The 24,717-nt window shown below is 73.4% G+C and carries 18 protein-coding genes; 5 read left to right on the forward strand and 13 right to left on the reverse strand.

From position 1 onward, the window contains the following. Positions 1 to 28 precede the first annotated feature (28 nt). Positions 29 to 1,036, forward strand: coding sequence for a TerC family protein (locus EV385_RS32395; protein WP_130512897.1), 1,008 nt, complete (start codon positions 29 to 31; stop codon positions 1,034 to 1,036). 60 nt (positions 1,037 to 1,096) lie between these two features. On the opposite strand, the gene EV385_RS32400 is transcribed toward EV385_RS32395, so the two are convergent. The 12 genes from EV385_RS32400 to EV385_RS32455 form a co-directional block, all read right to left on the reverse strand. Then, complete coding sequence (locus tag EV385_RS32400; protein ID WP_130512898.1) at positions 1,097 to 1,345, reverse strand: hypothetical protein; 249 nt, start codon at positions 1,343 to 1,345, stop codon at positions 1,097 to 1,099. A 159-nt stretch (positions 1,346 to 1,504) separates the two neighbouring features. Further along, entirely contained in the window at positions 1,505 to 4,297 is a 2,793-nt protein-coding gene (locus tag EV385_RS32405; protein ID WP_130512899.1) for a helix-turn-helix transcriptional regulator, read from the reverse strand. 177 nt (positions 4,298 to 4,474) lie between these two features. After that, the gene (locus tag EV385_RS32410) at positions 4,475 to 5,317 is read right to left on the reverse strand and encodes a hypothetical protein (RefSeq protein WP_130512900.1); all 843 of its coding nucleotides are present in this window, start codon (positions 5,315 to 5,317) and stop codon (positions 4,475 to 4,477) included. A 141-nt stretch (positions 5,318 to 5,458) separates the two neighbouring features. Beyond that, a complete protein-coding gene (locus EV385_RS32415) occupies positions 5,459 to 6,460 on the reverse strand; it encodes a LacI family DNA-binding transcriptional regulator (protein ID WP_130512901.1) in 1,002 nt (333 codons plus the stop codon). 103 nt (positions 6,461 to 6,563) lie between these two features. Beyond that, positions 6,564 to 7,133 (reverse strand): histidine phosphatase family protein, encoded by a 570-nt coding sequence (locus tag EV385_RS32420; protein ID WP_130513713.1) that lies wholly within the window; start codon positions 7,131 to 7,133, stop codon positions 6,564 to 6,566. Positions 7,134 to 7,144: 11 nt separating this feature from the next. After that, entirely contained in the window at positions 7,145 to 7,795 is a 651-nt protein-coding gene (locus EV385_RS32425) for an FMN reductase (protein ID WP_130512902.1), read from the reverse strand. After that, positions 7,792 to 8,886: an LLM class flavin-dependent oxidoreductase gene (locus tag EV385_RS32430; protein WP_130512903.1), complete on the reverse strand. Its 1,095-nt coding sequence runs from the start codon at positions 8,884 to 8,886 to the stop codon at positions 7,792 to 7,794. Before EV385_RS32430 ends, EV385_RS32425 begins: the two co-directional genes overlap by 4 nt. Positions 8,887 to 9,101: 215 nt before the next feature. Continuing rightward, positions 9,102 to 10,457, reverse strand: a complete 1,356-nt coding sequence (locus tag EV385_RS32435) for a carbohydrate-binding protein (RefSeq protein WP_207230037.1) — start codon at positions 10,455 to 10,457, stop codon at positions 9,102 to 9,104. 110 nt (positions 10,458 to 10,567) lie between these two features. Next, positions 10,568 to 11,692: a winged helix DNA-binding domain-containing protein gene (locus tag EV385_RS32440; RefSeq protein WP_423203144.1), complete on the reverse strand. Its 1,125-nt coding sequence runs from the start codon at positions 11,690 to 11,692 to the stop codon at positions 10,568 to 10,570. 72 nt (positions 11,693 to 11,764) lie between these two features. Further along, a complete protein-coding gene (gene pgi / locus EV385_RS32445; RefSeq protein ID WP_130512905.1) occupies positions 11,765 to 13,396 on the reverse strand; it encodes a glucose-6-phosphate isomerase in 1,632 nt (543 codons plus the stop codon). Between the two features lie 88 nt (positions 13,397 to 13,484). Further along, positions 13,485 to 14,174, reverse strand: a complete 690-nt coding sequence (locus tag EV385_RS32450) for a TetR/AcrR family transcriptional regulator (RefSeq protein WP_130512906.1) — start codon at positions 14,172 to 14,174, stop codon at positions 13,485 to 13,487. Positions 14,175 to 14,256: 82 nt separating this feature from the next. Continuing rightward, positions 14,257 to 16,989, reverse strand: coding sequence for a putative bifunctional diguanylate cyclase/phosphodiesterase (locus EV385_RS32455; protein ID WP_242625197.1), 2,733 nt, complete (start codon positions 16,987 to 16,989; stop codon positions 14,257 to 14,259). Between the two features lie 162 nt (positions 16,990 to 17,151). Between EV385_RS32455 and EV385_RS32460 the strand changes: the two genes are divergently transcribed. Then, complete coding sequence (locus tag EV385_RS32460) at positions 17,152 to 17,532, forward strand: MmcQ/YjbR family DNA-binding protein (protein ID WP_130512907.1); 381 nt, start codon at positions 17,152 to 17,154, stop codon at positions 17,530 to 17,532. A 67-nt stretch (positions 17,533 to 17,599) separates the two neighbouring features. On the opposite strand, the gene EV385_RS32465 is transcribed toward EV385_RS32460, so the two are convergent. Then, positions 17,600 to 19,240: a CBM96 family carbohydrate-binding protein gene (locus EV385_RS32465; protein WP_242625198.1), complete on the reverse strand. Its 1,641-nt coding sequence runs from the start codon at positions 19,238 to 19,240 to the stop codon at positions 17,600 to 17,602. A 261-nt stretch (positions 19,241 to 19,501) separates the two neighbouring features. Between EV385_RS32465 and EV385_RS32470 the strand changes: the two genes are divergently transcribed. From EV385_RS32470 to EV385_RS32480, 3 genes are all read left to right on the forward strand, one after another. Next, positions 19,502 to 20,713 (forward strand): dipeptidase, encoded by a 1,212-nt coding sequence (locus EV385_RS32470; RefSeq protein ID WP_242625199.1) that lies wholly within the window; start codon positions 19,502 to 19,504, stop codon positions 20,711 to 20,713. 80 nt (positions 20,714 to 20,793) lie between these two features. Next, on the forward strand, positions 20,794 to 21,621 hold the full coding sequence (locus EV385_RS32475) for a glycosyltransferase family 2 protein (RefSeq protein ID WP_130512908.1): 828 nt from the start codon (positions 20,794 to 20,796) through the stop codon (positions 21,619 to 21,621). A gap of 141 nt (positions 21,622 to 21,762) precedes the next feature. Continuing rightward, positions 21,763 to 24,711 (forward strand): hsp70 family protein, encoded by a 2,949-nt coding sequence (locus tag EV385_RS32480; RefSeq protein WP_130512909.1) that lies wholly within the window; start codon positions 21,763 to 21,765, stop codon positions 24,709 to 24,711. Positions 24,712 to 24,717 lie beyond the last annotated feature (6 nt).

Here is a 24,717-nt window from a genome sequence, read left to right on the forward strand (position 1 = left end):
CGTCTCGATGCCCGGAGGTTCGCCGATCATGTTGGAGGTCACCGCGCTCGGCTGGACGCTGACCATAGCGGTCATCGTCGCGCTGCTTGCGCTGGATCTGACCATGGGCATTCTGCGCCCACACGTCGTCGGCTTCCGCGAGGCCGCCGCGTGGTCGGTGTTCTACATCGCCATCGCGGTCGCCTTCGGCCTGGTGTTCGCGAGCGTCGCCGGCTGGGACCTGGGGGCGCAGTACTTCGCGGGTTACATCGTCGAGAAGAGCCTGTCGGTCGACAACCTGTTCGTCTTCGTCATCATCATGAGCACCTTCGCGGTACCGGAGAAGTACCAGCAGGAGGTGCTGACGTTCGGCATCATCATCGCCCTGGTGCTGCGGGTGATCTTCATCGCGCTCGGGGCGACCCTGCTGTCGCTGTTCTCCTTCATGTTCCTGATCTTCGGGCTGGTGCTCATCTGGACCGCGGTGCAGCTGTTCCGGCACCGCGACGAGGACCCCAGCATCGAGGACAACGCCCTCGTGCGGGCCACCCGGCGGATCCTGCCGGTCACCGACGAGTACGTCGGCGGCAAGCTGTTCGCCCGCGTCGACGGCCGGCGCGTGGCCACCCCGCTGTTCATCGTCCTCATCGCGATCGGCAGCACGGACCTGCTGTTCGCGCTGGACTCCATCCCGGCCGTCTTCGGGGTCACGCAACACGCCTACATCGTCTTCGTGGCCAACGCGTTCGCGCTGCTCGGCCTGCGGGCGTTGTTCTTCCTCGTGAAGGGCCTGCTGGACCGGCTGGTGTACCTGTCCACCGGCCTGTCGGTGATCCTCGCGTTCATCGGGGTCAAGCTGGTGCTGCACTGGGCGCACACCGCGATCAGCCCACAGATCCCGGAGATCAGCACCCCGGTGTCGCTGGCCGTCATCGTGGCGGTCCTGGTGATCACGACGGTGGCGAGTCTGATCAAGGTACGGCGCGACCCGGACGCCATCGCGCACGCGGGCAGCGTTCGCAGCCACGCCCGCGACCAGCGGCCCGCCGAACACTGAACGCAGACCGCCCCGGCCACCATGGCCGGGGCGGTGCGGCGTCCTTGATCGGTACGGCACTCAGGCGGCGCGCAGGCCGCCCGGGCCGCTGGCGCGGTGCTGACGCGCCTGGTCCTGCCGGTCGAGGATCTCGCGGATCTCCCACACCTCCTGCGGGCGGTGCCGGTTCAGCGTCACCGCCAGCTCGGTCCGCTCCGCGGGGGTCACAACCGCCGCGAGTTCCGTCTCGAGTTCCCGCCGGGCGTTCCGCTCGATCCGGCGGTGCGCCCGGCGGAGCTGGGCGGCACGGATCCGGGTCGCGAAGTCCATGAAAGAGCCCTCCTCACGTTGGGTTATCGGCGAGGCATCGTTGCCTGTGGGTTCAACAATCGACCCGGAATCGTTCTTCCCTGCATCAGCCAGGTAAAACTCTCGCTACGGGGGTGACAGCCACCACGTGACCCTGTGCGGCAGGTCACCCTGCGTAAGTCAGGCGTCCACTGCGGGCCGCACCGGCCCGGCCACGGCGCCCGTCATCGGCCCCAGTCCGGTCAGCCGCGACGTCAGCTGCGTACGCGAACGCACGCCGACCTTGCGGTAGACCCGGGTGAGGGTGGCCTCGACGGTCTTGACGCTGAGAAACAGCCGGGTGGCGATCTCCCGGTTGCTGGCCCCGTCGCGGACCATCGCCGCGACCCGCGCCTCCATCGAGGTCAGTCCCAGGTCGGCCGGGGTCGTGCCGGTCAACGGGGTGGAGGTGCCGGCCATGGCCCGCTCCGTCTGTTCCGCCCACGGCTTCGCCTCGACCTGCAGGAAGATCGTCAGGGCGGCCCCGATCGCGACCCGGGCCGCGGCGTACCGGCGGCGACGCCGCTCCGCGCCGCCCTGCACCAGCAGCGCGTGCGCCTGCTCGATCGGCTGCCGCAGCTGCTCGAAGTGCCGCGCCGCGGCGGCCGAGAGCACCACCGCCGAGTCGGCCTGCCCGCTCTCGGAGAGCACCACGGCGGTGGCCCGGTCGAGATACCCGGCCATGCCCGGCGCCCCCGCCAGCCGGTACGCCGCCGCCCGGGCCTCGGCGAGCGTGGCGGCGGCCTCCGCGTGCTCGCCCAGGGCGGCCAGCCCACCCGCGAGATCACCGTGCCAGCGCACGATCATCGGATCGGTCGCACCCACCGACTCCAGGTCGCGCAGCCGGCGCAGCGCGTCCACCCCGGCCCGCGTGTTCCCGGCCCGCAGCTCGGCCTGGCCCAGCGCGTGCAGGTTGCGGAGCAGATAGATGCTGTCGCCCTCCTGCTCGCTGGCGCGCACCCCGCGCCGGGCGAAACCGGCCGCCGCGGCGAGGCTGCCCCCGGCCAGTTCCGCCACCGCGGCGGTGTACCAGGTCGGTCCGGGGCTCAGGCCCGCCCGCTGGGCGCACGCCACCGCCCGGTGCGCGTAGCGCAGCGCGTCCCGGCAGCGCGCGGCCCGCGTGGCCACCTCGGACAGGCTGCGCAGCACCTCCACCAGCGCCTCGCCCGTACGGTCCTGCTCGGCGACCGCCAGCAGCCGCAGCAGGTCGGCGCGCGCCTCGTCGAGCCGGTCGTCGACCATGGCGAAGCGGGCGGCCAGGTACCGCGGCCCGAGATGCAGCCAGCCCGGTACCTGATCGGCGGGCAGCGCCAGTGCCCGCTGCAGGGTGCGCGTCCACTCCGGCTCGCCGCGCAGCCGCTGCGCCTGAGCCAGCGTGCTCAGCACCATCGCCTCGGTGGTGGGGTCGCCGGCCAGCCGGGCCGCGGTGACCGTCCGCCCGGCCTCGGCGATCGTCGCGTCCAGGTCGCCGGCCACCATCGCCGCCCAGGTCAGCCGCAGCCGCACCGGGCCCACCAGCCCGGGATCGTCGCCCGCCTCCACCAGGGCCGCGGCGAACATCTCCCCCATGTCGGCCAGGGCCTGCCCGGCCAGGTCGAGCAGGACCAGCCGGGCCCGGACCCGGTGCTCGGGCGGCGCCTCGGCGGCCAGCACGGCCTCCGCGGCCCGCCCGGCCAGCGCCGGAGCGCCCGCGGTGGCCGCCGTGCGGGCGGCGGCCACCAGCCAGTCCAGCCGGTGCGCCGCCAGCGCGTGCGGGCACCGGTCGGCGGCCAGCAGGTACAGCTCCGCGGCACTGCGACCGGCGCCGCGGCTCGCGGCCCGCTGCGCCTCGGCGGCCAGGGCGCGGGCCACCTCGGAATCGGGCCGGCCACTTTGCAGCGCCCGGTGCCGCACGGCGTCCGTGGCGCCGACCGCCGCCGCCGCGAGTGCGCCGTGCACCGCGGCGCGCCGGGCGGCGCCCGCATCCTCGGCCAGCACCTGCGCCAGCGCGGGCGGGACGAACCGGATGGCGTCGCCGTCCAGTTCCACCGCGCCCGCGGCCGCCGCCAGCCGCAGTTCCCGCTCGGCGTCCTCGCGCCCGGCCCGGATCAGCACGGTGGCCGTCGGCTCCGTGGCCAGCGCCGCCAGCAGCAGCGTGTCGGCGACCTCGGCGGGCAGCGCCGCGACCCGTTCGCGCAGCAGGGCGCGCGCGGGTTCGGGCAGGGGCGCCGGCCGCCACGCCGGGCCGGGTGGCATCGCCGCGCCCAGGGCCAGCGCCAGGAACGGGTTGCCGCCGCTGGCCTCGTGCAACCGGCTGGCCGTGCGGCAGGGCAGACCGTGGGCCTCCAGCAGGGCGGTCAGGTCGTCGGCGGACAGTGGCGGCACCGCCAGCTCACTGACCGGCGCCGGGCACAGCCGTACGGCGCGGCGCCGCCCCGCCGCGTCCGGCAGGCGCTGCGCGGCCAGCACCCGCACCCGGGGGCCGGGGCGGCGACGCATCGCGAAGCCGATCAGTTCGGCGGACTCGGCGTCCAGCCACTGCACGTCGTCGAGCACCAGCAGCACGGGGGCCAGCCGCGCGCACTGGGCCAGCAGCAGCGGCAGCACGAGACGGCGGGCCAGCACGGTACCCGCGGTCCGGGAGGACACGCCCTGACGCAGGGCGGCCAGCGCGGCCCGCTGGGCGCCGGGCAGGGCCGCGGCGGCGGGCGGCGGGACCTGGTCGACGAGGTCGGCGACGCCCGCGTACGGCACGGCCCGTTCGGTGCGCGCCGGGCGCAGCCGCAGCACCAGGTCCCCCCGGGCCGTGGCGGCGGCGCTCACGGCGTCCAGCAGGGCGGTCTTGCCGATGCCGGCCGGGCCGTGCAACGCGACGCCGCCCCCGGCGGCGAGGCGGCCCGCGATCGCCGCCAGCAGCGACGCCCGCCCGAACAGGGCGGTCTCGTCCGGCTGCATGCGGGTATCCAGGGCCGTCTCCCCAGGTTGGCCGATGGCTGATCGCTCTCAGCCTAGGAAGAGGCGCCGTGTCACATCAATGATTTTGCATAGAGCGATCCGTCGATCTTGTCACAGCGTGTTCTTGTTCTCGTTCTTCTTCCGGTTCCCGGCGCCCTGTGCCGCAGGATGTCGCGACTACGGGGAGTCCCGCAGCGTGCTCCACGATCCGTAGTGGTGCACGGCGATGCCGGCGAACGCGGGGTAGCCGGCGGCGGCCACGTCCACGTCGTCCAACGTGTTGGCCAGCCGTTGCTGGCCCTCCTCGAAGAAGGTGCAGTACGGGCAGTCCGGCAGGGACGCGGTCTCGGCGGCCAGCCGTACCGGGATCCCGGCGGCGCCGCCGCGCAGCAGCATGTCGGCGCCCACGTCCATGATCGAGTTCGGGCCGGTGGCGGTGTCGCGGTAGCTCATCACGGTGACGGCGTCCACGCGGGCCAGCACCGCGTCGGCCAGCGTGCCGCCCTCCAACGGGATGGTGTCGTACCAGAAGGGCACGTCGACCTCGAGCGGCCGGGCGTCGTCGGCCTGTAGCGCGTCGAGCAACGCGACGAACGCGGCCACCGTGCCCGGCTGGTCGGTGCTCCAGGCGTTGAGCGCGTACGGCTCCACGTCGACGTGGCTGCGCGCGAACAGCTTGGTGCCGAGCGCGGACTTCTGCCAGGCCCGCGCGCCCTCGATGTCGAACACCCAGCCCGGCTCGCCACCGAGCGCCGACAGCGTGATACCGGCCCGGTCGGCGCGCTTCTTGAGGTCCTTGAGCCGCGTCAGGTCGCCGCTGGCGGCGACGTTGGGCTCGACGTACGTGAAGATCTCCCGCACGTCGTGGTCCGTGGCCCAGGTGATGACCGTGGCGGGATCGGCACGGTTCCACAGCCACATCGCGCGCCCCGGCGCCGCCGCCCGGGCCGGCGCGCCCACCGCGGTGCCGGCCACCGCACCCGCGGCGGTCAGCACGACCGCACTCACCACAGCCGCCACGGCCCGCCACGATGCCATCCGAGGCCCCGATTCGCCGAAGGGATCGCGTGCTTCGCCGCCCACGGTAGTCAGGCGGGCCGGTCCCGGAGGTCGAACGTCGACAAGCGAGGGTGCTGGTGACCTTCCGGGTGACAGGCGCGCTCAGGTCGACGCGCGCCGCACGACCCGGGTGATGTCCTCCCCCGGTCCCGGCGGGGCGGGCCGCCCGTGGATCACCTCGACGATCGTCGCGGCCAGGTACTCCGCGAGCGCCGCCTGGTCCGTGGTGACCGTGCTCAGCGCCGGGTCGGCCAGGCGGGCCGCGACGATGTCGTCCACCCCGATGACCGCGAGGTCGCCCGGCGCGGTCAGGCCGCAGGCGCGTAGCCCGGCCAGCACGGCCAGCGCCACCTCGTCGTTGTACGCGCACACCGCGGTCACCCCGGCGTCGCGCCAGTCCCGCACCACCGCCGCCGCGGCGGCACCGTCGAGCGGCACCGTACGGCTCACCGGAGCGGGCAGTCCCAGCCCCGCGCAGGCCGCCCGGGCCCCGTCCCGGCGCGGCTCGGCGAAGATGGCCACCCGAGGGTCGTCGGGGTACGCGTACCCGAGGCGCGGGTGCCCGAGCGCGGCCAGATGCTCGGCCTGCAGCCGGCCCACCCGCTGCTGCGGCACCTCGAGTTCGCCGGGGCGCCGCCGGGACCGGCCCAGCAGCGCGACCAGCGACGCCACCCCGGCGGCGCGCATCGCCGCGATCTCGGCGGCCGACAGGTCCTCGAACGCCAGCACCGCGGCCGGGGTGATCGCCTTCCAGATCTCCGCGATCGGCCGGTCCTCGCGGGTGGACGGGTGCGCCACGAACGTCATCCCCCGGCGGGCCAGCGCGGCGGAAAGGTTGCCGAGCAGCGCGCCGACCTCCGGCCCGACCGGCCAGTCGGGCAGCAGGCACAGCACCACGTCGGAACGCCCGCTGCGCAGCGTCCGGGCCGCCGCCGAGGGCGCGTAGTCCAGCCGCGCGGCGGCCTCCAGCACCCGGCGCCGGGTCTCCGCCGGGATGCTCTGGTGTGGAGTGTCGTTGAGGACGTAGCTGACCGTGGCGCGGGACACTCCCGCCTCGCGGGCGACGTCCGCGCTGGTGACCCGCCGGACCCTGTCGTCGGCCATGCGCCCGCCGTTCCTTCCCGTGCCCGGCCGCCGCCCGCGCCGGGCGACGGGTCCACGGTACTGACCTGCGTCGGCGGCGACGCGGGCGGTCGATGTGGGGCGCTCAGCCGGCGGCGTTCCAGGTGTCCAGGACCTCGGCGCCGTGCTCGAAGCCGAGCGCGGACAGCGTGGCCGTGTCCAGCCGGAGCCGGCCGCCCCCGCTGGGCGGCAGGCCGATCCAGCGGGCACCGGCCACCCGCAGCGCGTGGCCGTGCGCCACCAGCGCGACATCGCCGCCGGCCAGCAGGGTACGGGCGCGCGCCAGCACCCGGTCGAGCCGGGCGCCGACCTGCTCCGGGGACTCCCCGCCGGGGCACCCGTCGGTCCACAGCGACCAGCCGGGCCGCGTCTGGTGGATCTGCGCGGTGGTGATCCCCTCGTACTCGCCGTAGTGCCATTCCGCCAGGTCGTCGGTGACCTCGGTGACGGCCAGCCCGGCCAGCTCGGCGGTGCGCCGGGCCCGGGCCCGCGGGCTGCACAGCACCGCGGCGAAGCGGTGCCCGGCCAGCCGGGCACCGAGCGCCCGGGCCTGGTCCTGCCCGGCCGGGGTCAGCTCGACGTCGGTGTACGACGTGTGCCGCCCGGCCGCGCTCCACGGCGTCTGCCCGTGCCGGATCAGCACGATCCGCTCCATGGTCATGGGTGTCAGCCTGCCAGCAGCTCCTCGAACGAGGTGGTCAGGGTGAACGGGTCGGCGACCACGGCCGGCTGGCGGCGGGCCGCCTCCCGCGCCAGCTCGCCCGCCGCCCGGTCGATGCGCGCCCGCAGCGGGCCCTGCGCCTGCGCGCCGGCCCAGTCGTCGCTGGCGGCCAGCACGGCCGTCGGCACGACGACCGCACCCAGGTACGTGAACAGCGGCCGCAGGGCGTGCTCCAGCGCCAGCGAGTGCCGGGCGGTGCCCGCCGTCGCCGCGACCCGCACCGGCTTGCCGGCCAGCGTGTCGGGCTCCAGCACGTCGAAGAACGACTTGAACAGCCCGCTGTAGCTGGCGCTGAAGATCGGCGTGACCGCGATCAGCGCGTCCGCGTGTGCCACGGCTTCCAGGGCGTCCGCCAGGGCCGCCGGGGCGAAGCCGGTGAGCAGGTGGTTGGTGATGTCGTGCGCCAGTTCGCGCAGCTCGATCACGCGGACCGTCAGCCGGGCGCCGTCGCGGTCGGCCGCCGCCACGGTGGCGGCGGCCAGCCGGTCGGCCAGCAGGCGGGTGGACGAGGGCCGGGTCAGCCCCGCGCTGACCACGACCAGGGTGCGCTCCGGCCGGCTGATTCCGCCGGTCCTGCGCTCGGTGCGCTCGGTCATGATGCGGTGACCTCCTCCGGTTGCGAGCGGGCAGCCAGCAGGGACGCGTGGGTGGGCGCGTCGGGCACGTGCGCGGGCCGGCGCGCGGCGAACTCGCGGCGCAGGACCGGCACGATCTCGCCGAGCAGGTCGAGCTGCTCCAGCACGGTCTTGAGCGGCAGCCCGGCGTGGTCCAGCAGGAACAGCTGGCGCTGGTAGTCGCCGACGTACTCCCGGAAGCCCAGGGTGCGGTCGATGACCTGCTGCGGGCTGCCGACGGTCAGCGGGGTCTGCTCGGTGAACTCCTCCAGCGACGGACCGTGGCCGTACACCGGGGCGTTGTCGAAGTACGGCCGGAACTCAGCGATCGCGTCCTGCGAGTTGCGGCGCATGAACACCTGCCCGCCGAGGCCGACGATGGCCCGGTCGGCGTCGCCGTGGCCGTAGTGGGCGAAGCGCTCGCGGTACAGCTCGACCATCCGCTGGGTGTGCGACGGCGGCCAGAAGATGTGGTTGGCGAAGAATCCGTCGCCGTAGTACGCGGCCTGCTCGGCGATCTCCGGGCTGCGGATGGAGCCGTGCCAGACGAACGGCGGGATCCCGTCGAGTGGGCGCGGCGTCGAGGTGAACGACTGCAGCGGGGTACGGAACTTGCCCGACCAGTCGACCGTGTGCTCGCGCCAGAGCCGGTGCAGCAGCGCGTAGTTCTCGATGGCGAGCGGGATGCCGGCCCGTATGTCCTTGCCGAACCACGGGTAGACCGGCCCGGTGTTGCCGCGCCCCAGCATGAGATCGACCCGGCCGCCGGACAGGTGCTGCAGCATGGCGTAGTCCTCCGCGATCTTCACCGGGTCGTTGGTGGTGATCAGCGTGGTGGCCGTGGACAGCAGCAGGGTGGAGGTCTGCCCCGCGATGTAGCCGAGCAGGGTGGTGGGCGAGGAGGGCACGAACGGCTCGTTGTGGTGTTCGCCGGTGGCGAAGACGTCGAGCCCGACCTCCTCGGCCTTGCGGGCGATCGCCACCATCGCGGTGATCCGCTCGTGCTCGCTGGGCGCCCGCCCGGTGGTCGGATCGGGCGTGACGTCGCCGACGGTGAAGATCCCGAACTGCATGACCGCTCCTGAGCCTCGGGCCGGGGACGGGCGCGCCCCGGACTGCCCCGCACAACATCCTTGACTCGTCAACTATTTCACAGTCAGACAAGATGTGTACGGTGAGCGCCCTCACGCCGAGTCTCCAGCACGGGCCCATCGAGCCGCCCGAGAACTTGGGGACTCCGGGTCAGCTGCCAACCCGAAGTCCCCAAGATCACCGGAACTAGGCCGTTTCAGCGGCCCTGCAGCGCCCGGACGTTGTCGCCGAACGTCCAGCCGCGCGAGCCGTCCCAGTTCGCCGACCAGGTCATCAGGCCCTTGATCCCGCTGACGGCGCCGTACGCCTGGGAGACCAGCGACGGGCTCATGTACCCCCCGCCCGCTCCCGGCTGGGCGGGGAGACCGGGCACCTGCTTGTCGTACGGGACGCGGATCGTGGTGCCCTGCACGACCAGGCCGGCGTTGAGGCACTGGGTCTGGGTGACGAAGCCCTGCACGGTCCCCGCCTGGTACGAGTCGCCCGCGCAGCCGTACATGCTGCCGTTGTAGTACTGCATGTTGAGCCACCACAGGCGGCCGTTGTCGGCGTACTTCTTGATGATCGGCAGGTAGGAGCCCCAGATGGAGCCGTAGGTCACGCTGCCCCCGGTCACGTACGCGGTCTCGGGGGCCATGGTCAGGCCGAAGTTCGACGGCATCTGCGCGAGGACCCCGTCGATGATGCGGATGAGGTTGGCCTGCGAGGCCGACAGCGTGCCGATGCTGCCGCTGCCGGTGAGGCCGGTCTCGATGTCGATGTCGATGCCGTCGAAGTTGTACCTCTTCAGGATCGGCACGATGGTCGCGACGAACCGGTCGGCGACCGCGCTGGAACTCAGGTCGATGCCCGCCGCCGCGCCGCCGATCGACATGAGGATGGTCGCGCCCGATGCCTTGGCCTGGCACATCTCCGCCGGGGTGGCGACCTTCACGCCCGCGTCCATGCCGTCCTCCCACAGCACCGTGCCGTCGGCGCGGATCACGGGGAACGCGGCGTTGATGACGTTGTAGCCGTGCTGGGCGAGCCGGGTGTCGGTGATCGGGATCCAGCCGAGGCCGGGGTGCACGCCGTTGCTGGCGCCGTCCCAGTTCTCCCAGTATCCGACGAGGACCTTGCCGGCCGGGCGGGACTTCACCGCGCAGGTCCCGCCGGTCGGCGGCGTGCTCGTGGGCGGGGTCGTCGTCGGCGGGGTCGTCGTCGGCGGGGTGGTGGTCGGTGGCGTGGTGGTGGGCGGGGTCGTGGTCGGCGGGGTGGTGCCGCCGGTGCAGGCACCGAGATCGGTCCACAGTGACGGGGTCGAGGCCGGGTTCCAGCCCGCACCCGGGTGGGCGGTGTGCGTGACCAGGGCCCGATAGAGGTGGCCCTGGTAGGTCACCTGGGTGCCGGCGGTGTACGTGTTGCCCTCCGCCCACACCGTGGCGCTGCACGCGACCGCCGCGGCGTCCCCGGCGGAGACGGCCGCCATGCCGTCGGGCGCGACCGCCACCGCCATCGCGATGGTCATGGCCGCACCGGTTATCAGGGCGAACGCCCGACGTCGAGTTCTCATGGCACTCCTGAAGTCCGCGATCCAGGCTGGTGCCAAACATATTGACGTTTGTGAACAGTATTTACAAGGGTTGTTAACAGATTCGCGGACGGCGATGTCTCGGCCGCTGGTCAGGACTGTGGCCAGCGCACCCGCAACGGCCGGCCGTGAAACGCGGCGTACGGCTCCAGGGCCTGCTCGGCGCGGCGCCGCTCCCCCGCCCGCAGCGCGACCAGGGGCACCACGTCCACGGCGACCGCCGAGCGGCCCAGGGTGCGGGTCCAGGTGGCGACCACCCGGCCCGCGCGCACGATCGTCGCCCGGAAGACGCCGTTGCCGCCCGGGATGATCGCCTGCTTGTGGTCGTCGTCGACCATCAGCGAGCGGTCCTTGTAGCCGAGCAGGAACTCGTCGAAGCCCGGCAGCGCCCACCACTCGTCGCCGCGATCGACCGTGGCGGCGTCGAGCCGGTCCGTGCCCGCGTCCAGCAGCGCCGCGTCGGCGATCATCTCGGCCCCGTCCACCTCGACCGTGGCCAGGGCCGACCCGGCCGCCGCGATGCCCGCCTTGGCGTCGGTCACGGTCAGGCCCGTCCAGCCGACGAAATCCTTGCGGGGGGCCGGGCCGTGGCTGCGGAAGTAGCGCAACGCGATGATGCCGAGCGCCTCCTCGCGGGTGGGCCGGCGCGGCGCGGGCACCCACTCGTCGAGCAGGACGAAGGTCTGCTCCTTGCCGATGTTCGGTGCGATGCAGGTGACGCCGCGCTGGCTGGCATACCAGAGCAGGTGGTAGCCCAGCTGACCCTCGACCTCGACGCCCGCGTCGGCCAGTGCCGCCATGCACTGCGACCGGGTCAGCCGGTTTCCCCCGGCCAGGGCGGCGCCCAGCACCTCCACGCTGCGCTCGGCGGTGCGCTCATCGAGCCCGAGGAAGGCCCGGCGCTTGGCGGCCCCGGCGAGGGCACGCACGCCCATGAGGTCGAGCATCCAGTGCGCGTCGGCGGGTGGGACGAGGTGGACGGTGCCCCGCATCGGCCAGGTGCGGATCGCCTCGCGGCGCTCCAGGGCCGCGGTCACGTCGGCCAGGGTGCTGCCGGGCAGCCGGGCGCCCAGCGACCACTGCCCGCTCGCCAGGTCCTGCGCCTGCATCGCGCCGAACCACTCCACGATCCCGGCCACGTCACCCGGGGACCCGGCCGGATGCGCGCGCAGCAGCAGGCTGCGCGTACGTAAATCGAGGGCGTCGGCTGCGGAGATCTTCACGGCGGCAGCCTACGACGCGGTACCGACAGAAAGGGCGGCCCGATGCGGGCCGCCCTTTCTCAGTTCTTACCGGCCGCGCTGGGCGCGGTAGCGGGCGATCAGCGCGTTGGTCGACGAGTCGTCGGTGGCGGGCGGCGCCTCGGGCGCGGTCAGCTTCGGCGCCAGCTGGTTGGCCATGACCTTGCCCAGTTCCACGCCCCACTGGTCGAACGGGTTGATCTCCCAGATGGTGCCCTGCGTGAACACGATGTGCTCGTACAGGGCGATCAGCTGGCCCAGCGCGGCCGGGGTGAGCTCGCGGCCGAGGATCGTGGTGGTGGGGTGGTTGCCCCGCATGACCTTGTGCGGCACCAGCGCCTCGGGCACGCCCTCGGCCCGCACCTGCTCGGCCGTGCGGCCGAAGGCCAGCGCGCCGGTCTGCGCGAGGAAGTTCGACATGAACAGGTCGTGCATCTCGCCGAGGTCGTGGTTCGGCTGGCTGAAGCCGATGAAGTCGGCCGGGATCAGCTTCGTGCCCTGGTGGATGAGCTGGTAGAACGCGTGCTGGCCGTTGGTGCCGGGCTCACCCCAGAAGATCTCCCCGGTCTGGTACTCGACCTCGGTGCCGTCCAGGCGCACCGACTTGCCGTTGCTCTCCATGGTGAGCTGCTGCAGGTATGCGGCGAACCGGTGCAGGTACTGCGCGTACGGCAGGACCGCGTGCGACTGGGCGCCCAGGAACGAGTCGTACCAGACGTTGAGCAGCCCCAGCAGGACCGGCACGTTCTGCTCCAGCGGAGCGGTCCGGAAGTGCTCGTCCACGGTGTGGTAGCCGTCGAGCAGCGCGCGGAAGTGCTCCGGGCCGACCGCCACCATCACGGACAGCCCGACCGCGGAGGGCAGCGAGTACCGGCCGCCCACCCAGTCCCAGAAGCCGAACATGTTCTGCGTGTCGATACCGAAGTCGGCGACCCGCTGCGCGTTGGTGCTGACCGCCACGAAGTGCTTCGCCACGGCCGCCTGGTCGCCGCCGAGGCCCGCCAGCAGCCAGTCGCGGGCCTGCCGCGCGTTGGTCAGCGTCTCCTGCGTGGTGAAGGTCTTGGACACCACGATGAACAGGGTGCTGGCCGGGTCCAGGTCGTGGGTCTTCTGCCACAGGTCCGTGGGGTCGATGTTGGACACGAACCGGCATTCGATCTGGGGATCCTTGTACGCCTTCAGCGCCTCGTACGCCATCACCGGGCCGAGGTCGGAGCCGCCGATGCCGATGTTGACCACGGTGCGGATCCGCTGGCCGGTGTGCCCGACCCACTGGCCCGAGCGCACCCGCTCGCTGAACGCGGCCATCCGGTCCAGCACCGCGTGCACGTCGGCCACCACGTCCTGGCCGTCGACGACCAGCGACGCGTCGCGCGGCAGGCGCAGGGCGGTGTGCAGCACGGCCCGGTCCTCGGTCGAGTTGATGTGCTCGCCCGCGAACATGGCGGCGATCCGCTCGCGCAGCCGGGCCCGCTCGGCGAGGGCGAACAGCGCCGTCATCACCTCGTCGGTCACCAGGTTCTTGCTGTAGTCGACGTACAGGTCGCCGACCTCGGCGGTGAGCAGCTCGCCGCGCCGGGGGTCGGCGTCGAACAGCTCCCGCAGGTGCACCGCCGAGAACTTCTCGGCGTACCCCTGCAAGGCCTGCCATTCCACGCTGTCGGACACGTGCTCGCTCATGCCTGTCTCCCGCCTGAACCCGGACTCTCGCCGCCATCCTGGCACGAACCCCCGCCCCCCTGCCGCACTTCCCCGCCCGTCGGCGAGATCACGGGGTGGACGCGAGGCCGGCGGCGGACGCGGCGCCGCGGATCTGGAAGTCGAAGAAGCCGCGGCGGTCGTCTTCGATGGAGTTGGCCAGCTGGCCGAACAGTTCGCCGCTGATCGCGCCGCACAGGTGGAAGTACAACGCGAACGTGCTGGCCAGCAGGCGGACCGGGACGTCCGGGCCGAGGTCCGCGGCCACCGGCGCGAGTTCCTCGGCGAAGCGGCCGGGCAGCGGCGCGCCGAGACCCAGCTCACCGGCCCGGTACGCGTCCAGGAGGATGTGCCCGATCAGCAGCGGCACCCGGATGCCCGGGCCGACGGTGTCCTGCGGCGCCCGGTACCCGGGGACCGGGGTGCCATAGATGAGCGCCCACTGGTGCGGCTGCGCGAGGGCCCAGTCGCGGACCGCCGAGGCCACGGCCAGCAGGCGGTCCAGAGGTGCGCCCGGGGCGGCCCCGGCCCGCTCGGCGGCCCCGCCCACCGCGTCGTACGCGTCGATGATCAGCGCGGTGAGCAGCTCGTCGCGGCTGGCGAAGTAGCGATAGACCGCGGAGGACGCCATGCCCAGGTCCCGCGCGACCGCCCGCAGCGACAGGTTGGCGCCGTCGCTGGCCAGGTGCCGCAGGGCCACCGCCTTGATCTCTTCGGTCATCTCGGCCCGGACGCGGGCGCGAACTCCTGAGGCACTCATGCGAACAGTGTGCCACAGCGAGAGCAGTGCTCTTGCTTTACGGCCCCCTCCCATGCGGCGCCCGCCGGATGGGAGGTCCCGGTCAGGCCGCGACGGCGGGGGTGGGCAGGCCGTGGACCAGAAGCTTGCCGGCCTCCGGGGCGGGCAGCGGGCGGGACAGGTAGTAGCCCTGCGCGAACGGGCAGCCCATCTCCCGCAGCGCGGCGAGCTGGACGGCGTCCTCGATGCCCTCCGCCACGGTCGCCATGCCGAGGCTCTGCCCCAGCTGCACGATCGTACGCACCAGCGCGACGTCCTCGCGGTCGCCGCCACCGAGGCGGTCCACGAAGGACCGGTCGATCTTCAGGATCTCCATCGGGAAGCGGCGCAGATACGCCAGCGACGAGTAGCCCGTACCGAAGTCGTCCATCGCGAGGGTGACCCCGAGCGCGCGGATCCGCTGCAGCTGGGCGAGGTTCTCGTCGGTGTCGGTGAGCAGCACGCTCTCCGTCATCTCCAGGCGCAGCCGTTCGGCGGGCATCCCGGTCTCCGCCAGCACCTCGGCGACCATCTCGGCGAGGTCGCCGTGCTCGAACTGGCGCACCGAGACGTTCACCGCCATCGTGAGGTCGCGGTCGCCGTCGGCGCCCCAGGCCACCGCCTGGCGGCACGCCTCGGCCAGCACCCAGCGCCCGAGCGGCACGATCAGGCCGGTCGTCTCGGCGATGCCGATGAACTCCAGCGGCGAGACCATCCCGCGGGTCGGGTGGTGCCAGCGCACCAGCGCCTCGAAACCGACGATCAGGCTGGAGCGCAGGTCCACGGTCGGCTGGTAGTGCAGCGCGAGCTGGCCCTGCTCCAACGCGACCCGCAGGTCGGCCTCCAGCTGCAGGCGCTCGACGAGCACGTTGTGCATCTTCGGGTCGTAGCTGGCGACCCCGCCGCCACCGCCGGCCTTCGCCTTGTACATGGCCAGGTCGGCGTTGCGCAGCAACTGGTCGGTGTCGTCGGCGTCCGCGCCGGAGGCCAGGCCGATGCTGGCGCCGACGTGCAGCTCACGGCCGTCGACCGTGACCGGCTCGCCGATGGCGGCCACGATGCGCCGGGCCACGGCCTCGGCGTCACGGGTCGCGGCGATCGACTGCACGAGTACGGCGAACTCGTCGCCGCCGAAGCGGGCCACGGTGTCGTGCTCCCGTACGGTCTCCCGGATCCGGGCGGCCACCCGCACCAGCAGCTCGTCGCCCGCGGCGTGCCCCAGGCTGTCGTTGACCTCCTTGAACCCGTCGAGGTCCAGGAACAGGATCGCGACCTCGGCGCGCGCGTCGGCCGCCGCCAGCGCCTCCTCCAGCCGGTCCCGGAACAGCGCCCGGCTGGCCAGCCCGGTCAACCCGTCGTGGTACGCCGTGTGCAGCAGCTGGTCCTGCAGCTCCTTGGCGTCGTGGATGTCGCGGGTGTTGAGCACGAAGCCGCCGACCGCGGGGTCGTCGAGCAGGTTCGTGATGGTCATCTCCGCCAGCCGCACCCGGCCGTCGAAGTGCCGGATGGGCACCTCCAGCACGGTCGTGGCGTACGGTTCGGCGCGCACGGAGTCGATGGCGGCGGCGATGCGCGGGCCCGCCGCCTTGCCCGCGGCCTCCACCAGCCGGTGCCCCAGGAGCATCGTCGCCGGGTATCCGAAGATCCGTTCGATGGAGTCGCTCTGGTAGCGGATGGTCGAATCCGCCGCGATGATCGCGACGGAGTCGGAGCTCTGCTGCACCAGGGCGCGGAAGCGCTGCTCGCTGGCGTGCAGCTCCGCGGTGCGCACCGCGACGCGGGCCTCCAGGTGCCGGGTCAGGTGCCGGTTCTCGCGCAGCGTGATCAGCTGACGGACCAGGATCAGCACGATCAGCACCGTGCGCGACCAGGCGAAGAACGCGTCCGCGTGCCCCGTCCGCGCGAACCAGACGACGCTGATCAGGACGGCGCCGACGACGGCCGCGTAGGGCAGGGCGATCGCGAACGGCCGTTCGACCTCCGCGGCCTCCTCCCGCTCGAGGTCCTCGGGGGCCGAGTGACCGCGCGTCCGGGCCGCCAGCAGCACCAGCGCGAAGCCCACGAACCAGCCGACGTCGAGCAGGCCACCGCTCTCGTAGTCGCCCTTCAGCGACACCAGGACGTACACCGAGTCCGTGACGCAGATGACCACCATGGCGGCGCCGACCAGCAGCGTCGGCCCGGCCTGCTCGCCCCGGCGGCGCAGCAGCGCCAGCACGTGCAGCACGACCGTGATGAGCACGACGTCACCCAGCGGGTAGGCGAGCGTGACCGACAGCCCGACCAACGAGCTCCCGGACGAGCCGATCAGCGGCGCGACCACCAGGAGCCAGGCGACCAGCAGCAGCGAGGTGGCGATCATCAGCCCGTCGACGACGCTGCGCAACCGGTGCGACAGGGTCTGCCGGGAGACCGGCGCCAGCAGCAGCCCGGCCGCGATGAACGGCATCATCAACAGGTAGCCCATGTCCGCCGCCGACGGGAACGGCACCTCGCCGCGCAGCACGGTCTCCTGCCAGGTCCAGATGCCCTGCCCGAGCGCCCAGGAGAGCAGGCCGGCGCCCGTGCCGTACCAGAAGCCCCGCACGCGGCCCCGGTGGCGGGCGCCACGCAGCAGGCAGGCGCCGGCAGCGACCAGGGTCAGCAGGAAGGTCCCGACGTTGGAGACGTCGCGGGTGAGGGTCGGCCCGCCCAGCCCGGTGAGCATCCAGGCGGTGAACACGGCGACCGCGCCGAGCACGACGGCGGTGCCCGGGCGCATGCCACTCACGGCCGCGTACACGCGCCTGAGTGTCATCGCCGGTACCTCCGGTGGCCTCGCGTGCACGTTGCACGCTGTCCTCGTCGTGATCGGGCATTCGGGCGCGGATCTGAGGGGTTCGGCGCCGGGTGAGACGCGTTTTGTCGCACCCGTGCGGTACCACTACGGCAACCACGCCCGAAACGATCAGGAGGCGCCATGGCGACCTGGGAGGATGTGCGCGCGATCACGGCGGCGCTGCCGGAGACGGTGGAGCGCGCGCCGCGCGAGTGGCGGGCCCGGGACAAGAATCTGGCCTGGGAACGGCCGCTGCGCAAGGCGGACTACGCGGCCCTGGGCGACGCGGCGCCCGACGGCGACATTCTCGGCGTACGGGTGGCGGACGTGGGTGTGGCCGAGGCGTTGTGCGCCGACGATCCGGCGGTCTACTTCCGTACCCCGCACTTCGCCGGGTATCCGGCGGTGCTGGTCCGCCTCGGCGTGATCGAGCCCGACGAGCTGCGGGAGCTGCTGGTGGACGCCTGGCTGGCCCGGGTACCGAAGCGGATGGCCCAGGCGTATCTGGACGCGCACCCGTGACGGGGTGCGGGAACGGCACGAGCCGCCCGGCGGGTGCCGGGCGGCTCGTGGGTGTGGCTGGTGCCGGTCAGGCGATCTTGACGTTGAAGATCGGGTTGGCGGCGAGGGTCTTGAAGGCGGCCAGGTTGGCCGGGGTGCTGTCGATGCTGATGTCGCGGTCGCCCTCGTCGTCGTGCTTGGTGTCGAAGTACACGATCGCCTTGATGTTCGGGCGCTTGGCCAGCTCCGGCAGCACCGAGTTGTAGCCGGCGGTCTTGTCGGTCGGCTTGCCGATGCGGTGGTACACGCCCCACTCGGCGACCATGATCGGCTTCGACGCGTGCTGGGTGGTGGCCCAGTCGTACCAGCCCTGGCCACCGCCGGACGGCTGACGGTCGAGCAGGTCACCGAACTGGCCGTAGTGGTAGTAGCCCTTCTCCGCGCTGACGTAGGAGTCCAGGCCCATCCAGTCCACGACGTCGTCGCCGGGGTACAGGTCGTTCCACCAGGACTGCGCCATCCACTTCTCGTTGCCCATGTAGGCCATCACGTTGATCGCGTTGTCCACGCCCTTGCTGTCGAGGCGCTGGATGGTGTGCCGGTACATGGCGGCGAAGTCCTTGGCCTCCATGCCGGAGCCCTTCTTGGCGATCACGTCGTTCTCCGGCTCGTGGTTGAGCACGAGGAAGAACTTCTTGTCGCCGTAGGTGGTCTTGACCCGCTGGGCGAACTTGTCGATCCGGGCGTCCTGCTCGCCCTTGGCGACCTTGGCCCAGGTGGAGCCGTAGGCGACCTTCCAGTTGACCAGCAGCACGCGGGGGTGCGCCGGGTCGGAGGTCATGGCGATCTCGCTCTTGGTCGGGAAGACCTCGTCACCCTTGTGGTAGGTGTGGAAGATCGACGCGTCGCGGCCGGACAGCTGCTCCCACTTCTTCAGCTCCGCGTCACGCGGCGCGGAGGTGAAGCCACCGGCGGCCGCGCCCCACAGCACGCCGCAGGACGGCACGAGCAGGTCGCCGGTCACGCACTCCTGCGGAGCCGGCGGCGTCGTCGGCGGAGTGCTCGGCGGCGTCGTGGGCGGCGTGGTGGGCGGGGTGCTCGGCGGCGTCGTGGGCGGCGTCGTCGGCTTGGTCGGCGGGGTCGCCGGCTTGGTGGGCTTGGGCGCGGCGGTGGTGACGGTCAGCTGCGGGCCACCGTCCGGGTTCTCCGCCGAGCGGATCCGGGTGACGTCAGCGTTGGAACGCAGCGCGAACGCGTACACGCCGGGCTTGGTGACGACCTTGCTCAGGTCGATGCTCAGCTGGGAACCGGCGGCCTTGGCCGTACCGACGGCGGCACCGAGCGCGGGCGCGTTGGCCGCGGTCAGGGTCTTCTCGTTGAATCCGCCGGAAAGCTGGTTCACCTTGACGGCTCCGCCCGGGGTGCTCTCCACCGGCAGGTCCAGCCGGGCGCCGGTGACCTTGGTGCCGGCCGGGACGGTGAACTCCACGTACCCGGTCTTGACCTCCTTGCCGGCCTGACCGACGGCGAGCTTGTCCTCCTTGCCGAACGCCGTGGTGCGGCGGGTGCTGGAGGTGTACGAGTCGTCGGAGGCCGCCAGCTTCACCTGCTGGCCCGCCGGCGCCGCGGCCGGGGCGGCGAGCGCGCCCAGCGGCGTCAGAAGCGCGGTGCCCGTGCCGGCCAGCATCGCGCCGACCATGGTCACTGACTTGCGGACCTTGCGAGCCAATTGAATCTCTCCCCCGATCGTTCCGGCCCACGTCGGCCGGTCACATGAAAGAGATTCGGGGTCGTGCGGTGCGCCTCCCGGTCTCGGACGGTTGCTCGCCGGTTGCACCTCATACTTTCGGCCGGGACGCGTCACTACCCAGGTCAGAGCGCCTCGCTACCCGGGCTGCCGCAAGCGCCGAACGGGCCGCCTCGACCGGCCATCATGGAGAGTGGACGACCACCTCGTTGTGACCCAGGACACATCTGACAGGCTTGCCGGGTGACTGACACCGTCGCGCGGGTCCTGCGCTCCATGCCGGTGATCGACGGGCACAACGACCTGCCCATGGCGCTGCGGGCGCGCACCGGGTACGACGTGTCCGGCCTGGACCGGCACCGCCCCGAGTTCCACACCGACCTGCCCCGGCTGCGCGCGGGCGGGGTGGGCGCCCAGTTCTGGTCCGTCTTCGTGCCCGGCGACCTGTCCGAGCCCGAGGCGGTGACGGCCACCCTGGAGCAGGTCGACGCGGTGTACCGGTTGGTCGCCGCGTACCCGCGGGAGCTCGCGATCGCCTACGACGCCGACGGGGTCGAGGCGGCGATCGCGTCCGGGCGGATCGCCTCCCTGATCGGGATCGAGGGTGGGCACAGCCTGGCCACCTCGCTCGGGGTGCTGCGCGCCTTCGCCCGGCTGGGCGTGCGGTACGTGACGCTCACCCACAACCACCACACCTCCTGGGCGGACGCGTCCACCGCCGAGCCCGTGGTGGGGGGCCTGAACGACGTGGGCCGGGCCATCGTGCGGGAGATGCAGCGCATCGGCGTCATCGTCGACCTGTCCCACGTGGCGCCGGTCACCATGCACGCGGCGCTCGACGTCGCCGAGGCGCCCGTACTGTTCAGCCACTCGTCGTGCCGGGCCCTGACCGACCATGTCCGCAACGTCCCGGACGACGTGCTGGCCCGGCTGCGGGACAACGGCGGGGTGGTGCAGGTGACGTTCGTGCCGCCGTTCGTGTCCCCGGCGGTCGCGGACTGGACGGCCGCGTACGCGGACCAGCGGAAGCGGCTCGGCCTGCCCGCCGACGACGCGCCCTGGCCCCGCGCGCCCCGGCCTGGCGAGTCCGCCGCCGCGCTCGCCGCCGCCCAGGCGCCCGCCGAACCGGGCGAGGACCCGCGCCTGCGGGACTGGCTGGCCGCCCATCCGCGGCCCGAGGCGACCCTCGCCCAGGTCGCCGACCACGTCGAACACGCGCGCGAGGTGGCCGGTCTGGAGCACATCGGGCTCGGCGGTGACTACGACGGCACGGACCGGCTGCCCGTGGGGCTGGCGGACGTCTCCGGATATCCGCGCCTGCTGGCCGAGCTGGTGCAGCGCGGCTGGTCCGAGGCGGAGCTGGTGAAACTGACGGGGCGCAACGTGCTGCGGGTGCTGCGTGTGACGCACGAGGCGGCCCGGGAGCCGCTCTGGCCGGGCTCGCCCGCGCGCTGACCGCCGATCGCGGCGAAGCTTGCCGTTGGCTTGACTGCCGCTAGAGGTTGTCTTGAGGTTCGGCTCCGAACTACGGGGGCATGACCGCAACGCTGATCGCCCGCCCCGCCGCCGCCGCGCCGAAGCCCGCCGACGTCATCCGGCTGTGGGCCCCCGCCGCCGCGGGGGTCGAGCTCACCGTCGTGGTCCCCTTCTACAACCCCGGCGCGGCGCTGCGGCCCACCGTGCAGCGGCTGGCCGAGTGCCTGACCGAGGCCGGCGTCGGCTTCGAGGTCGTCGCGGTCTCCGACGGCAGCACTGACGGCTCCGAGCAGACCCTGGCCGGCATCCCGGGCGTGCGGGTCATCGTCAACGCCGTCAACCAGGGCAAGGGCGCCGCGCTGCACACCGGCTTCGCCGCCGCCCGCGGCGCCTGGGTCGGCTTCATCGACGCCGATGGCGACATCGACCCGGCCCACCTGGTGCAGTACCTGCTGCTGGCCCGCACGGGCGGTCACGCCGGCGTGTACGCCGACAAGCGTCACGCCCTGTCGACCAGCGGCGCGACCGGCTTCCGCAAGCTCGTCTCGATCGTCTACTCGACGCTGGTGTCGGTGCTGTTCTTCCTGGGCGTCCGGGACAGCCAGACCGGCTGCAAGATCTTCCGCCGCGACGTCCTCGCCGGCCTGCTGCCCAGCCTGCGCGAGCGCCGCTTCGCCTTCGACCTCGAGTTCTTCGTCGCCGCCAAGGCCGCCGGCATCCGCGACTTCGTCGGCGCCCCCGTCCGCCTCGAGCAGCGCACCGCCGGCTCCACCGTCGGCCGCAGCGCCATCGTCCGCACCATCCGGGACACCTTCACCATCTACACCCGCCTGCGCCGCAACGAGTACGCGCCGGTCGCGCGCAAGGACCTGGCCCTCGCGGCCTGATAGTCGGTTCCCCCACCGACCGGAGGCGGTGTCCGCGGGCTTCCCCCCGTTCCGCGGACACCGCCTCCGCCTTTTGATACGTATTGTCGGCGTTCTACCTGTTCCATTCCCTCTGCGGAGCATCGACCTAGCATTCGGGGAATGGGCTACGGGCTCGGCGTGGATCTCGGCACCACGCACACCGCTGCGGCGATCCGGGTGGACGGGCGCGTCGAACCCGTCCACCTGGGCAGCCGCCGACCCGAGATCCCCTCGGTGGTCTACCTGCGCGACGACGGCGAGATGCTCGTCGGCGAGGCGGCCCAGCGGCGCGGCGACGCGGACCCGCCCCGGCTGGCCCGCGAGTTCAAGCGGCGGCTCGGCGACCCCGTGCCGGTGCTGCTCGGCGGCGCGCCCTTCTCCGCCCACGCCCTCACCGCCCGGCTGCTGACCCAGGTCGTCGAGACCGTCAGCCGCACCCAGGAGGCGGCCCCCGAGCGCATCGTCGTGACACATCCGGCGAACTGGGGGCCGTACAAGCGGGAACTGCTGGCCCAGGCCGCGCAGCTCGCCGACGTCGGCGCGGTGACGCTGCGGCCGGAACCGGAGGCGGCGGCGGTCCGCTTCGCGGCCACCGCCCGGGTCACACCCGGCGAGATCGTCGCCGTGTACGACCTGGGCGGCGGCACCTTCGACGCGGCCGTGCTGCGCAAGACCACGGACGGGTTCGCGCTGCTCGGCGAGCCGGAAGGCATCGAACAGCTCGGTGGCATCGACTTCGACGAGGCGATCCTCGAACACGTACGCGACACGCTCGGCTCCGCGCTCGACGGCCTCGACCTCGCCGACGAGCACGTCACCGAGGCCCTGGTGCGGCTGCGCAGGGACTGCGTCGAGGCCAAGGAGAGCCTGTCGTACGACACGGAGGCCGTGCTCGGGGTGGCACTGCCGCACCTGCACACCCGGGTCCGGATCAACCGCGCCGAGTTCGAGGCCATGATCGGGCCGGCGCTCGGCGAGACCGTGGCGGCGATGCGGCGGGCACTGCGGTCCGCCGGGATCGCGCCGCAGGAGCTGCGGTGCATCGTGCTGGCGGGCGGCTCCGCGCGGATCCCCCTGGTGACCGAGCTGTTGACCGAGCACTTCCAGCGGCCGCTCAGCCTGGACGAGCAGCCGGAACTCGGCATCGCCCTGGGCGCCGCCCGGCTCAGCGGGCTCGGCGACGAACCCGCCGGTGATCGAGCCGCCGCCCCCCGTCTGGCGGCCGCCGGCACGGCGCCCGCAGCACCGACCTCGCCAGAGTCGCCTGACCCGGTGCCCCTACCTGTGGGCGCGGCGGTTCCGGGCCCGCAGGCCGCTCCGGCCACCCTGCTGCAGCCTGCCGCGGACGGGGGTAGGGCGAGGCCGGGCGGGACCGCCGCACCGGTCCTCGACCGGCTCACCGCCGCAGGCGCCGCGCGCCAGCCCGGCCGCACGGACGACCCCCACACCACCGGCGAGTTGCGCCGCACCCTCGCCAGGCCGGGTACGCGGCGACGCGCGCTGCGCTGGGCCGCCCTGGCCGGTGGCGTGGCCGCCGCCGTCGTCGGCGTCACCGCGGTCGTGGCCTGGCCGCGCGGTGACAGCGGGGCCGCCTCGGGCGGAGGATTCGCCGCCTACGAACACTCGGCCGCCACCGTGCTGTGGCGCCGCGACACCGGCGGCGCGGCGACCGGGCCGCCCACGGTCACGGCGGAGCGGGTCGTGCTGGGCGGCGCGGACGGGGTGATCCGCGCGTTCCGCCGCGCCGACGGGCAGCCGGCATGGACCTACCGGGCCGGCGCCCGCGTGTCCGTCGCGGCCCGGGTCGCCGGTGGCACGGTGCTGGCGAGCACGGCGGCCGGTGAAATCCTCGGCCTCGACGCCGGGTCGGGCGCGCGGCGGTGGCGCCGCACCACCGGCACCACCATCGACGCCCCGCCGACCGTCGCCGGCAAGCACGTCTACGCGGGTGGGCGCGACGGCGTCGTCTACCGGTACGAGGCGGCCGGCGGGCAGCACCGCACCCGGGTGTGGACCGGTGGCGAGATCCGCACCGCTCCGGCGGTCCGGGGCTCGGTGGCGGTCGTCGCCGCGACCGACGGGCGGTTGTACGGGTCCGCCCAGGGCCGGCGCTGGCGGACCGCGGTGGGCCGGATCGCCGGTGCGCCGCAACTGGTGGGCCAGAACGCCTGCGTGCCGCTGAACGACGGTGCCGTCCGCTGCGTACGCGCCGCCGACGGCGCGCCGACCAGCCGCATCGAGCTGCCCGGCACCGGACTGGCCCGGCCGGTCGGCGGCGACGGCGTGGTGTTCGCGGCGGGCGCCGACGGCAGCGTGGGGTCCTGGGACGCGCACACGGGAGCCAGCCGCTGGCGACTGCCACCGCTGGCCCGGGCGGGAGCCCACGGGGTCCCGGCGGCCGCGTTCACGGCCGCGCCGTCCGCTTCCGCGCCCGCACCGGCGCCCTCCGGGTTTCCGGCGGTGCGCGCGGGCGAGTTGAACGTCGCCTACCCGGACGGACGGCTGCTCGGCGTCGACGCGGGCACCGGGGTCCCGCGATGGGAGCTGGCCGTGGCGGACACCTTCGGCGACGCGCCGTCCGGCGACGCGGCCGGGGTGTTCGCGACCGGCTCGACCGGAACCCTGTACGCCGTGCGCCCGCCGTCCCCGGCAGCCTCCGCGACCGGCCCGGCGGGAGCCTCCGGGAACTCGTCCGGCACCTCCCCGGGAACCCTTGTCGATCATGGCGCACCTCCGGGCACGGCTGCCGCGACGGGGACCGGAACCGGGGACGACACCGGGAACGGGGGCGTGCCCGGATCGGCCGGGCCGCCGCCGGACGCCGCGACCTCCGCGCGGAACCCGTGGCCGCCCGCGACCACCGCCGGCACCGGACCGCCGCCGATGGCCACGACCGCGCCGCCGGGGCCGGTGGTCACGACGACCCTTCGACCGCCGACCGACCCGGTCCCGCGGACCACGCGCCCGACCTTGAATCCCGACTGGGAACCGCCCACGCTCCCCACGCCCCGGCGTCCCGTGGGTGGTCTCGTGCCGCCCAACGTTTCCCGCCCCCGGCCGGCCGGGTAGGCCCCT

Source organism: Krasilnikovia cinnamomea (assembly GCF_004217545.1).
In the GTDB taxonomy this organism is placed as follows: domain Bacteria; phylum Actinomycetota; class Actinomycetes; order Mycobacteriales; family Micromonosporaceae; genus Actinoplanes; species Actinoplanes cinnamomeus.